11 protein-coding genes are annotated in these 12,395 nt (G+C 34.1%); 6 read left to right on the forward strand and 5 right to left on the reverse strand.

The annotated features are described in order from the left end of the window. Positions 1-2: 2 nt before the first annotated feature. Positions 3-1,241, forward strand: a complete 1,239-nt coding sequence (locus CL818_RS02220; protein ID WP_272974047.1) for a glycosyltransferase family 4 protein — start codon at positions 3-5, stop codon at positions 1,239-1,241. Positions 1,242-1,247: 6 nt separating this feature from the next. Next, the gene (locus CL818_RS02225; protein WP_272974046.1) at positions 1,248-1,871 is read left to right on the forward strand and encodes an acetyltransferase; all 624 of its coding nucleotides are present in this window, start codon (positions 1,248-1,250) and stop codon (positions 1,869-1,871) included. 39 nt (positions 1,872-1,910) lie between these two features. Here CL818_RS02225 and CL818_RS02230 read toward each other — a convergent pair whose 3' ends face one another. Beyond that, entirely contained in the window at positions 1,911-2,102 is a 192-nt protein-coding gene (locus CL818_RS02230) for a cold-shock protein (protein WP_219360033.1), read from the reverse strand. Positions 2,103-2,332: 230 nt separating this feature from the next. On the opposite strand from CL818_RS02230, the gene CL818_RS02235 reads away from it, so the two are divergent. Beyond that, complete coding sequence (locus tag CL818_RS02235; RefSeq protein ID WP_286971346.1) at positions 2,333-3,163, forward strand: alpha/beta fold hydrolase; 831 nt, start codon at positions 2,333-2,335, stop codon at positions 3,161-3,163. A 149-nt stretch (positions 3,164-3,312) separates the two neighbouring features. Further along, positions 3,313-4,842, forward strand: coding sequence for a SulP family inorganic anion transporter (locus CL818_RS02240; RefSeq protein ID WP_272974044.1), 1,530 nt, complete (start codon positions 3,313-3,315; stop codon positions 4,840-4,842). A gap of 5 nt (positions 4,843-4,847) precedes the next feature. Here the strand turns inward: CL818_RS02240 and CL818_RS02245 are convergent, their stop codons facing one another. From CL818_RS02245 to CL818_RS02260, 4 genes are all read right to left on the reverse strand, one after another. Continuing rightward, a complete protein-coding gene (locus tag CL818_RS02245; protein ID WP_272974043.1) occupies positions 4,848-5,282 on the reverse strand; it encodes an SRPBCC family protein in 435 nt (144 codons plus the stop codon). A 9-nt stretch (positions 5,283-5,291) separates the two neighbouring features. Beyond that, complete coding sequence (locus tag CL818_RS02250) at positions 5,292-7,802, reverse strand: M14 family zinc carboxypeptidase (RefSeq protein ID WP_272974042.1); 2,511 nt, start codon at positions 7,800-7,802, stop codon at positions 5,292-5,294. An 83-nt stretch (positions 7,803-7,885) separates the two neighbouring features. Further along, entirely contained in the window at positions 7,886-8,281 is a 396-nt protein-coding gene (locus CL818_RS02255) for a PUR family DNA/RNA-binding protein (protein WP_013188327.1), read from the reverse strand. A gap of 66 nt (positions 8,282-8,347) precedes the next feature. Further along, positions 8,348-10,105, reverse strand: coding sequence for an ABC transporter ATP-binding protein (locus CL818_RS02260; RefSeq protein WP_272974041.1), 1,758 nt, complete (start codon positions 10,103-10,105; stop codon positions 8,348-8,350). A gap of 125 nt (positions 10,106-10,230) precedes the next feature. On the opposite strand from CL818_RS02260, the gene CL818_RS02265 reads away from it, so the two are divergent. Beyond that, on the forward strand, positions 10,231-11,334 hold the full coding sequence (locus tag CL818_RS02265; protein ID WP_219360039.1) for a Glu/Leu/Phe/Val family dehydrogenase: 1,104 nt from the start codon (positions 10,231-10,233) through the stop codon (positions 11,332-11,334). A gap of 117 nt (positions 11,335-11,451) precedes the next feature. Beyond that, positions 11,452-12,360 carry a transcription antitermination factor NusB gene (nusB, locus tag CL818_RS02270; RefSeq protein ID WP_257895143.1) on the forward strand — a complete coding sequence of 303 codons (909 nt, stop codon included), beginning with the start codon at positions 11,452-11,454 and terminating at the stop codon, positions 12,358-12,360. Positions 12,361-12,395 lie beyond the last annotated feature (35 nt).

Genomic DNA, 12,395 nt, shown 5'->3' on the forward strand with positions numbered 1-12,395 from the left:
GTTTGAAAATACTTCTATTACATCAATATTTCTTAGAAAAAAACGAAGGCGGCGGCTCACGTTTTAATGAAATGACAAAGGTTTGGAGTGATCAGAATCATAAAATAACGGTACTGTCTGGTATGGTTAATTATAATACAGGACTTAAGCCGGAACGTTATAAGGGTAAGTATTTTTATGAAGATAAAAATTTTTACAATAATGTAGATGTTATTAGAAGTCATGTATCTGAAGCCTATAACGTTAATTTCTTAGGGAGACTTTGGGGATACTTTTCTTTTGTTTTCTCTGCAACCTATGCTGGCTTGTTTAAAGTAAAAGGTAAACACGATGTGATTTTAGTAACCTCACCACCATTATTTGTTGGGATAACAGCGTTTATCTTATCAAGGTTTAAACGTATTCCGTTTGTGTTTGAAGTAAGAGATTTATGGCCAGAATCAGCTATTGATACAGGTGTGCTACAAAACAAGTTAATTATTAAGCTTGCGTATTGGTTTGAAAATTTTATTTATAAGAAAGCGAGTTTAATTAACGTATTAACACCTGCGTTTCGTGATAAGTTAATAGAAAAAGGCGTACCGAAGGAGAAAATTTGTTTTATACCAAATGCAGCAGATTTTTCTTTAGCAGAAGCAGTCCAAAATAAGTTTGATGCTCAGAAATTTAAAGAAGATCTTGGGTTTAAAGATAAATTTGTAATTACATATGTCGGTGCACACGGTGTTGCAAATCATTTAATTCAATTGGTTGAGGCAGCTGATAAACTTAGCGATACTCAAGTTGTTTTTCAACTCATAGGATCTGGTATGCAGAAAAAAATGCTTCAAGAAGAGGTAAAGAAAAAGAACTTAGATAATGTGATTTTTAGAGATCCTGTTCCAAAATCTGAAGTGTTTAAGTTCATATTAGCTTCAGACATGGGTGCCTCAGTTCTTAAAAATGTAGATACATTTAAAACGATATATTCCAATAAGACGTTTGATTATATGTCTTGTAAAAAACCTATACTATTAGCTATAGATGGTGTTTCAAGAACATTAGTAGAAAGTGCAAATTGTGGTGTTTATGTAGAACCTGAGAATATAGAGTCTATAGTAAATGCTATAAAGAGAATTCTAAATGAAAATGAATTAGAACTAATGGGGCTAAACGGGTATAATTATGCATTACAGCATTTTGATAGAAAACGTTTAGCTGAAAACTATATTGGTTACTTAAATTCTATATCTAAAAAATAGATAATTGTGAAATTTAAAAGTATTAACATATACGGAGCTAGTGGTCATGCAAAGGTGGTTATAGATATAATTACTTCTAACGATAATACTAATGTTGGGCATGTATTTGATGATAATGATAAACTTAAGAGTATTTCCAATTATACGATACAATCACCATCTAATTCTGAGTTAATGATTAAAAACCCTATTGTAATAGCAATAGGTAATAACAAAATCAGAAAAGAAATAGTAGAAAATAAACAAGTGCAAGTTGCAGAGGCAATTAGTCATATCTCGGCCATTATATCTAAGTTAACGTCTATAGGTAAGGGAACTGTAATAATGCCCAATGCTGTTATTAATGCAGATGCTATTATCGGAACGCATTGCATTATAAATACTGCAGCTGTAGTAGAACATGATGTAGTAATTGAAAATTATACTCATATTTCGCCAAATGCAACGGTTACTGGCGGTGTGAAAATAGGAGAAGGTACACACGTGGGAGCTGGTGCAGTAATACTACCAAATTTAACTATTGGCAAATGGGTTACTATTGGCGCAGGAGCTGTAGTAACCAAAAATGTCCCAGATTATAGCACTGTGATAGGAAATCCAGCAAAACCATTAATAAAACAAAACCCCTAACAACTGTTAGAGGTTTTGTTAATTAAAAGAGGTGAGTCTTTAAACCACACGAACATCTATAGCATTTAACCCTTTTTTGCCGTCTTTAAGATCAAAAGCCACGTGATCGCCTTCACTAATACGGTCTATTAAACCTGAAACGTGAACAAAATACTCTTCGCTAGTTTCAGAATCTGTAATAAATCCAAAACCTTTGGTATCGTTAAAAAATTTTACTGTGCCGTTTTTCATTTTAAAAATAATAATAGTTAACACATAAATTTAAAATAAATCTTAAAGAAAAGTCTTACAAGTAAGTTAAATAAATATAATGAAAGTGGTGCGTGTTAGAGATTTACACATTAACATGTGTTATAACTAAGCGTTAAATCCTTACTAAAGTGAAACTCATATTTGGGGCGTGCTGTTTATTCATTTAAATTAGATGTTAAACAATAATTAACGAACTAAAATTTTTAAACATGCCATATATAACAAACAAACGCGAAAAAGAAACAGTAGATATATTTTATGAAGATTACGGCGAAGGACAACCTGTAATATTAATCCACGGTTGGCCTCTAAGTAGCAAAGCTTGGGAACAACAACGTTGGAAGATTATTGAAGAAGGTTTCCGTTGTATATCTTATGACCGTCGTGGTTTCGGAAGATCGTCTGCGCCTTGGGACAGTTATGATTACTCTACACTAGCATCAGACTTAGCTGAGTTAATTAATCAATTAGATTTAAAAGATGCAGTACTTGTAGGTTTTTCTATGGGTGGCGGAGAGGTTGTAAGATACCTTACAGACTTTGGTTCAGATAAAATTTCGAAAGCAGCATTAATAAGTTCTATCATTCCGTTGGTAAAGCAAAAAGACGACAATCCAGATGGTGTTCCAGAAGAAGATATTCAAGGAATTTTAGACGCTCTGCAAAGCAACCGTGTAGCATTCTTGAACGATTTTCATAAAAACTTCTACAACTATGAAGATAATAAAGACACTGTGAAACTTCAAAACTTAGGCTATGATTTCAACATAGCAAGCAGTGCGTCTCCTAGAGCAACCATACAAGCAGCAATTGCTTGGGCAGACACAGATTTTAGATCAGAACTTAAAAATGTAACTGTACCTACGTTAATTGTTCACGGTGATGCAGATAATATAGTTCCTATTGAAACTGCTGGTAATCAAGCTGCAAAAGGTATTAAGGATAATACGTTTAAAGTTATAAAAGATGGTCCTCATGGGTTAAATCTTACACATGCTAATGAGTTAAATACATATCTTATTAATTTTTTAAAGTCATAAGGTAAATGCTTAACAAACTAAAAGTCAGACATAAGTCTGGCTTTTTTTATGTCTTTATTTAAAATAATTTAATAGCCAAAAGGACCTAAAACGAATAAAATGCTGTAATTTCGCGCCCTTATTTACGGCTAGAATTAAGATAACGCATCATGAAAAAAATCATCAATTTATTCGATTTTTCACAGAAGGTAAATTATAAGACAGAAATTCTTTCAGGCTTAACGGTTGCAATGGCACTAGTTCCAGAAGCAATAGCGTTTGCCCTTATTGCAGGACTGTCTCCTCTAACCGGTCTATACGCTGCTTTTGTTCTTGGGTTAATAACCTCAATTTTTGGAGGAAGACCTGGAATGATATCTGGTGCAACAGGTGCAGTAGCAGTGGTTATTGTATCCTTGGTGCAATCTCATGGTGTTGAGTATGTTTTTGCTACAGTAGTTTTGGCAGGTCTTATACAAGTACTTGCAGGCGTTTTTAAATTAGGTAAACTAATGCGATTAGTACCGCATCCTGTAATTTTTGGATTTGTAAATGGTTTAGCCATAATCATATTTATGTCTCAGCTTACGCAGTTTAAAGATGCTGGTGGAGATTGGCTTACAGGAACATCTTTATATGTGTTACTTGGATTGGTACTACTTACAATGCTAATTATTTGGGGGCTTCCAAAGCTAAGTAAAGCTATTCCTGCTGCACTTGTAGCTATTTTGGTAGTCTTTGGTTTAGTGGTGGTGTTTGGTTTAGATACGCGCACTATTGGTGATATTGCATCAATTGAAGGTGGTTTTCCGCCGTTTCACTTACCTGCAGTTCCCTTCAATATAGAAACTTTAGCTATTATATTTCCATATGCTGCTGTAGTTGCTGGTGTTGGACTTATTGAAAGTCTATTAACACTAAATATCGTTGATGAAATTACAGAAACTCGTGGTAGTGGTAATAAAGAAGCCGTAGCGCAAGGTGCTGCAAATATATTATCTGGTGTATTCTCAGGTATGGGTGGTTGTGCTATGATTGGACAAAGTTTAATTAACATTTCTAATGGTGCAAGGGCAAGATTGTCTGGAATTGTAGCGTCTGTGATGCTGCTTATATTTATTATGTTTGGCGCTGGTCTTATAGAGCGTTTGCCAATGGCAGCACTTACAGGACTTATGATTATGGTATCTATAGGAACTTTTGAATGGGCCAGTTTAAGAACATTTAGACGTATGCCAAAATCAGATATTTTCGTGATGGTATTAGTAACCTTAGTTACTGTGTTTTTACACAACCTAGCACTTGCTGTTGTTATTGGTGTTATTATTTCTGCACTAGTGTTTGCTTGGGATAATGCAAAGCGTATTAGAGCTAGAAAGCACATTGCTAATGATGGTACAAAACATTATGAAATCTATGGACCTCTGTTCTTCGGAAGCGTTCAAGCCTTTAATGATAAGTTTGACATTCTTAATGATCCTGAGCAAATTGTAATAGATTTTGCAGAGAGTAGAGTTGTAGATATGTCGGCTATTGAAGCTTTAAATAAAATTACAGAGCGTTATCAAAAGGTAGGGAAAAAGGTACATCTTAAGCATCTTAGCGAAGATTGTAGAACACTTCTTGCAAACGCAGAAGATCTTATTGAAGTGAATGTGTTAGAAGATCCTACGTATAAAGTCCTTACAGATAAGGTCTAAGTTTACTATTGGCTTACATATGCTTTTAAGCGCTCATTTATAAAATACTGCCAGCCTCCAATACAACTTTCACGTTTAAATTCTAGAATGTCTTGAGGAAAGTCTTCTAGTGTTTTTGCAGTTACTGTAAGCTTGCAACCTGTTATGGTGGGCGTAATATTAAAGGTTACGGTTGAGTCGCCTTGGTGTTCTTTGTAGTTCCATTGGTAAACTATGGTGTTTGGCTTATCCACTAAGACAATTGTCCATTGGTGTGTAAAACGCCTATTCTCATGTTCAATTAAAAAAGTGGTACTAAACTCTTCTTCAGCTTTAAAATCTTGTATCTGTTCAAAAAACCAAGATCTCATAAGTTTTGGGGTAGTAATAATTTCCCATAGCTTTTCCGTAGGGATATTAAATTCCTGTGTGGTGATAATTGGTGGGTCTTGAGTTGTCATAGTGAAGGTTTACATATGGTTACCAAAAAAGATAGCGTTCATCAATAGTTTGTTTGTTCCGTACCAAAATGCTCTAAAATTGGTGTTGTCTGTAAAAAGTATGACGTGACCACTACCTAATCTATTGTGTTTAAATGGGACAGTTTCTGCTAAAGCATCTAAATTTTTATCATTAATATAACCGCTTAATAAAGGCGATTTGGTGTATTGTAACGGATTGTTGTAGCTGTCTTTATCGGCTTCAATAAAAATAGTGCTGTTTCTAAATAATGGAATTGTAGTGTTCTTGTACCCAAAATTTATAGGATGACTTCTGTCTTGTTTAGCTTCAAAGATAGCACCGCCAATTCCTTTTGCTCCAAAGTAATTGTTACGGTCTTCAAATGAAATATTGCTTGCAGTATCTTCTACTCGTTTAAACTTAAGAGACATAAATTTTTCAGAATTAAAGAAGCGAGCCGCATTTTTAAATCCTATTAACGTACCACCATCCTTAACCCAATCTTTAAGGTGTTGTGCATCTTTAGGAGTTAATGCTCGACCCCAAGAATTTGGTAAAATAATATCGGTATAGTTACTTAAATCATAGCGGTTAAAATTTTTCACATCTAATTTTGTGATGTTCATAGCGTAGCGCGTATCAAACAAATGCCAAATCTCGCCAGCATCATAAGGAGTAATGCCTTCACCTACAAGTAAGGCAACCTTAGTTTTAGAAATCGGCTTAAATTGTCTACTGCCTAAATCTATTCCTTCAGTTAATCCTGTAGGTACACCTGTTATGGTAAGGTGACTTTTCTTAGAAACATCTGAAAGGAATGTGAAGAGTGCTGTTGAATTTAATTCTTGATTTTGAACTGGAATAAAAATGGAACCATAATCATAGTCTTTGCCATTTAGACTAAATGGTTTCATAGCAACTTTTGCCCTTAGGTCCTTATCTAATAGTTGCTGAAGCGCTTTTGGTGCATAGTAATGATGCCACTGCATAAGATAGCCATAGTTACTTTTTGTAACTACACCTTTTGGCATTTCTAAACTATCTATTTTACGCCCCAAACGAGAGGTTGAAGCTTCTTCAATAAAATCTAAATTAAAAGCTAACGGAAATGTCCAAGCAGAAATATCATAAAACAAGCTGTCTTGAAATGTTGTACGCGTTTCAAACATAGCTTCAAGCAAGAGTTGTTGTCGCTGATTTTTAGGGACTACATAACTATGTGCTTTTTTAAAGGTTTTGCCATCCTCAGAAAAGTTTTCTTTAAGTTCATAAACATCAATGTTATGACGTTTTAATATTTCAGCCAAATGATAGGCAGATGCAGCATCTTTTTCATTCCCGAAAACATAAGAACCCTTAGTAGATTTTGATCTAGCAGTTTTGTAAAAATCACGTTGGTAATCTAAAAGTTCAGTTCTCATGCCAACAGCAGCATCTAAAGTAGATAAGGCTGCAGTAAATTGGTTTCTTATTGTAAAAGGAAACGTTAGGACACCATTATCTGTCTCTTGTGCATGCCCTCTAGAACTTGCTTGTTCAAACAATATACCTATACTACCATTTATGTCTGGAAATGTAGAGCCTTTTCCATAATAAAAGTCATCATAATCCTCTTCGGTATAATATAAAGAACCAATATTATCTAATGCTTTAGCATGATAATTACCAATATTCTTAGTGAGCTCTTGGTTTAATGCTGGCGTGAGTGGATGTGTCCTGCTAGGGATACCTGGTTGAAAGAAAAATGATGAATTACTTCCCATCTCGTGATGGTCTGTAAGTATATTAGGATGCCATTTATGAAATGTAGCAATGCGTGCTCTAGATTCTGGAAGTTGTACGGGTAACCAATCTCTATTCATATCAAACCAATAGTGATTGGTACGTCCGCCAGGCCAAACTTCATCATATTCTCTATCTTGAGGGTCTGTATTTATATGTTTGCTTTTATTGGTATTTGCCCAATACGCAAAACGCTGTAAACCGTCTGGATTTAAACTAGGATCAAAAAGTATAACAGTATGTTTAAGAAGCTCATTAATCTTAGGGCCTTGTGCTGCAGCTAAATAGTAGGCGGCAACTAAAGCTGCATTACTACCACTTGGCTCATTACCATGAATTGAAAATCCTTGATACACCACTACAGGCAATTCATTAGTGTTTAGGCGCTCCGAAGCTATTTCAGTTAATGCTAAATGGTCTTGTCTTATAGTTTCTAAACGATTATGATTTTCTGGTGAAGTAATGGTTAATAAAAGAAGTGGTCTGTCTTCATAGGTGAGACCTTGTTGCTCAATATGAATCCTATCTGAAGCTTTTGCCAAGACCTTCATATAAGACACAAGCTTATCATGACTTACATGCCAAGTGCCAGGTACATAGCCTAAAACGTCTTCTGGTGTAGGTATTGCCGTATTGTATGTAACGTCTTCAGGTAAGTAATAATCTAATGAAAGTTGATCCTTTTGGGCTTGTAGAGTAATTGATGTAAATAATACTAATAGTAGGATTGAGCGCATATAATAGGTTTATGAACTTTAAAGATAAAAAAAACCGCCTCTGTAGCAGAAGCGGTTTTTTAATATTTTATAGCCTTTTGCAATTAAGCAATATCATCAAAGCTAACGTCTGTAAAATTCTTTACTGTAGACTCTGAATTTGAAGTGGTTTCAACAACCTCTGTATCTTCTTCGTAATCCTTTTTAAAATCACTTTGGTGACGCTCGCTTATTACTTCTTCACCTTTTTCACGTACAATATAGTCTGTCATATCTTCTAAGTTCTCACGGAACCCATCAAAATCTTCTTTGTACAAGTAAATTTTGTGTTTTTTGTAGTGAAATGAGCCATCGTCATTTGTGAATTTTTTACTCTCTGTAATAGTCAAGTAATAATCGTCTGCTTTTGTAGATCTTACGTCAAAAAAATAAGTGCGTCTTCCTGCTCTTAATACTTTAGAATAAATGTCTTCATGGTCATTCTTTCCGAAATCGCTCATAGTATAGTATGGATTGTTTTATTTGTCTCAAAAATCTTAAAAAAAAGCTAACGTGCAAAAAAAAACTTAGATTTCTTTTTCGCTTAGTTGTTTCTCATAAAGCTCCTTGTAGTAGCCATCTTTGTTAATTAGCTCACTGTGAGAGCCTTGTTGCTGTACTTTGCCGTCTTCTAAGACTATAATTTGGTCTGCATTTTTTGCTGAAGATACTCTGTGGCTTACTATAATTGTAGTCTTATCTTTAGATATATCGTATAAGTTAGATAAAATTGCTTCTTCGGTTTCTGTATCTACCGCAGAAAGGCAGTCATCAAACAATAAAATTTTAGGATCCTGTATAATAGCTCTTGCTATAGAGACACGTTGCTTTTGGCCACCAGAAAGAGTAATACCACGTTCACCCAAAACAGTATCATAGCCATTACTAAAGCCTACAATATTTTTGTGTACACTCGCATTTTTAGCAGCTTGCATTACTTCCTTATCTGTAGCTTCGGCTTTACCAAATTTTATATTCTCTTTAATAGATTCACTAAATAGAAATGCATCTTGTGGTACATACCCTATAGATTTACGTAAACTATTAAGGTTAAGCTGTCTTATATCTGTTCCGTCTATGGTTAAAACACCGCTTGTTACATCATATAGTCTTCCTATAAGTTCAAGTAGAGTAGATTTTCCTGATCCGGTTTTACCAATTATTGCTAGTGTCTCATTTGGACTAACATTAAAGGAAATATTTTTTAATGCTTCAATCCCAGTATCATCATAAACAAAGGATACATTTTTAAACGCAATGGCACCTGTAATTGTTGAAGGTGCTTCATTAAGATTTTTAATTTCAGGTTCTTCAACTAAAAACTCATTAATACGTTTTTGTGAAGCTTCTGCTTGTTGTATCATACTAGTTACCCAACCAATTACAGCCACAGGCCATGTTAGCATATTTACATATAGAAGAAACTGAACTAAGATTCCAAAATTTTCTATAGTACCATTAATAAGCATACGGCCACCAATATAAATCACTAATATGTTACTTACACCAATTAGTAATACCATAAGCGGAAAAAAGAAGGCTTGTACCTTTACGAGGTTTATATTCTTCTCTTTACTGTCATTTGCTAAAGTTGTAAAACCTGTATTGGTTTGCGCCTCTAATCCATAAGACTTAATCACAGAAATACCACTAAAACTTTCTTGTGTAAAAGTGTTTAGTTTGGATAGGTATTGTTGCACCACAGTACTGCGCTTATGAATTGCTTTACTTAATTTGTAAATAGCAAAAGATAAGACAGGTAGTGGTATTATAGTATATAAGGTAAGCGTAGGAGAGAGATAAATCATATAAGGAATAGCCACTAAAAACATCCCGAATGTAGATACGCTATACATATAAGCAGGACCTGCATACATTCTTACTTTAGAGACGTCTTCACTTATTCTATTCATTAAGTCTCCAGTCCTGTTTTTCTTATAAAAGTTTAAGGATAGGTTTTGGTATTGTCTAAAAACTTCATTTTTCAAATCATACTCTATATGCCTAGACACAACAATGATTGTTTGTCTCATAAAAAATGTGAAAAGAGCAGATAATAATGCTACGCCAATAACTAAAAGAATATTGATTAAGAGCGCATCATAATAGGTTGAGTCTGATGAAAAGCCACCATTTATACGCTGTTCAATAACATTAGAAATATTACCGATAAATCTTGGGACTAATACAGCAAAGACTTTAGCTACCAAAGTAATTATAAGGCCTAAAATAAGCTGCCATTTGTACTTGTAAAAATACTTGTTAAGGTGTTGAAGTTCTTTCATGAAAGGATTTGAAACGAATTCAGAATGAGAATATTGTAAATTAACACATCAAATAAAGCTATACATTGAAATATTCATTATTTTTGCGTGCTATTTTTTTAAATACAATAATTTAATATCTATATATGACTCACGATATCATCTCTGCTAGCGACCTAAAAAAAGTCGCACCAGTATTTGGACAACTTTCTTTTGACGATCACGAACAAATCGTGTTCTGTAATGACAAAGATACGGGTTTAAAAGCAATAATCGGGATACATAGTACGGTACTTGGTCCTGCATTAGGAGGAACTAGAATGTGGAATTACGAAAGCGAATGGGATGCCCTAAACGATGTACTAAGGCTATCTCGTGGTATGACATTTAAGAGTGCTATTACAGGCCTTAATTTAGGTGGAGGTAAAGCGGTTATCATTGGCGATGCTAAAACTCAGAAAACACCAGAACTTATGAAAAGTTTTGGAGAGTACGTTCACTCTTTAAGTGGTAAGTATATTACTGCAGAAGATGTTGGTATGGAAACAGCCGATATGGATTTAGTAAGAGAAGTAACACCTTATGTAACTGGAATTTCAGAAAGTAAAGGTGGAGCTGGTAATCCTTCTCCTATAACTGCATATGGAGTATTCATGGGAATGAAAGCTGCTGCAAAGTATAAATTTGGAGATGATAACCTAGAAGGTAAGCGCGTGCTTGTTCAAGGTATTGGTCATGTTGGAGAATCTTTAGTAGAGCACATTACCAATGAAGGTGCAGAAGTAATTATAAGTGACATTAACCAAGAACGCTTGGAGTATGTAAGAGATACTTATGGTGCTTCAATTTATGGTGGTTCAGATATTTATAGTGAAGACGTAGATATTTACGCACCTTGTGCTTTAGGAGCAACTGTTAATGATGAAACTATTCATAAAATAAAAGCTAAGGTAATTGCAGGTGCAGCAAACAACCAACTTGAAGATGAAAATAAGCACGGTAAGATATTACAAGATCGCGGTATTGTCTATGCTCCAGATTTCTTAATTAATGCTGGTGGTATTATTAACGTGTATGCAGAACTAGAAGGGTACGATAAAAAAGAAATTATTCGTAAGACAGAAAACATTTTTAATACAACATTAGAAATACTTAACTCTGCAGATGTTAATAAGATAACTACCCATACAGCTGCATTGCAAATAGCACAACAAAGAATTGCGACTAGAAAAATGGAAAACGAAGGGTAAAATCTTCTAAAAATACATAATTTTGCAGGGCGAAATTCACTAAGGATTTCGCCCTTTTATTTATTAATGCTCTTTTGAATTATTATGCTTACAAGACGTCACATTCGGGTAAAAGTTATGCAATCCTTATATGCATACGAGCAGTCTGAAAATCAAAATTTAAATGCTGAAGAAAAGTTCCTGAAGAAAAGTATGGAGGATATGTACGACCTCTTCCTTCTTATGTTGAACTTAATGATTGAAACCCGAAACCACGCAGAATCCTATTTAGAAAAAACCTCTAAAATGCACTTGGCGACAGAGGAAGAGAAAACACCAAACAGAAAGTTTATTAATAATGAACTTTTAAAGCGATTAGATGCTAGTGAGTATTTTAACAATCTTATTACAGACAGAAAACTTACCAACTGGTCAAGAGATGATGAGTATAAAACCATTATTTGGGAGTCTCTAAGAAATAGTCAGATTTATCAAAACTATATTGAGTCTGATAAGCAGTCTTTTAAAGAAGATAGAAATTTTGTTGCAGAGTTTTTTAGTGAAATCATAGCGCCTAATGAAAAGCTATACGATTACCTAGAAGATCATAAACTTACTTGGTTAGATGATTTACCAATTGTAAACACAACCATTTATAAGCTTATAGAAAAAGCTAAAAAAGACGATGTAGCCTTTGGTATCCCAAGATTGTTTAGAAATACAGAAGATAGAGATTTTGCAGTGGAGCTTATGCAGAAAACCATTCTTAATGATGGTGAATACACATCAGAAATTTCTAAAAAAACACCAAATTGGGATAAAGAACGTATAGCAGAGTTAGATGCTGTTCTTATGAAAATGGCAATATGCGAGTTTGTTAAATTTCCATCGATACCAGTAAAAGTTACAATAAATGAATATCTGGAAATTGCTAAAGAATATAGTACTCCAAAGAGTAGCATATTTATAAACGGAATTTTAGATAAAATAAGTAAAGAGTTTAAAGCAGATGGAAAATTGAATAAAATGGGACGCGGTTTAATGTAGTCTGATATTTTTAGTATTTTTACATCTTAAACAAA

It is taken from the genome of Croceibacter sp., assembly GCF_002716225.1.
Taxonomy (GTDB): domain Bacteria; phylum Bacteroidota; class Bacteroidia; order Flavobacteriales; family Flavobacteriaceae; genus Croceibacter; species Croceibacter atlanticus.

Excerpts from the sequence above, each read along its gene's own strand:
- CL818_RS02230 (WP_219360033.1), bottom strand. The coding sequence starts at position 2,102 with ATGAAAAACGGCACAGTAAAATTTTTTAACGATACCAAAGGTTTTGGA.
- nusB (WP_257895143.1), top strand. The coding sequence starts at position 11,452 with ATGCAATCCTTATATGCATACGAGCAGTCTGAAAATCAAAATTTAAAT.
- CL818_RS02255 (WP_013188327.1), bottom strand. The coding sequence starts at position 8,281 with ATGAGCGATTTCGGAAAGAATGACCATGAAGACATTTATTCTAAAGTA.
- CL818_RS02245 (WP_272974043.1), bottom strand. The coding sequence starts at position 5,282 with ATGACAACTCAAGACCCACCAATTATCACCACACAGGAATTTAATATC.
- CL818_RS02250 (WP_272974042.1), bottom strand. The coding sequence starts at position 7,802 with ATGCGCTCAATCCTACTATTAGTATTATTTACATCAATTACTCTACAA.
- CL818_RS02235 (WP_286971346.1), top strand. The coding sequence starts at position 2,333 with ATGCCATATATAACAAACAAACGCGAAAAAGAAACAGTAGATATATTT.
- CL818_RS02240 (WP_272974044.1), top strand. The coding sequence starts at position 3,313 with ATGAAAAAAATCATCAATTTATTCGATTTTTCACAGAAGGTAAATTAT.
- CL818_RS02260 (WP_272974041.1), bottom strand. The coding sequence starts at position 10,105 with ATGAAAGAACTTCAACACCTTAACAAGTATTTTTACAAGTACAAATGG.
- CL818_RS02265 (WP_219360039.1), top strand. The coding sequence starts at position 10,231 with ATGACTCACGATATCATCTCTGCTAGCGACCTAAAAAAAGTCGCACCA.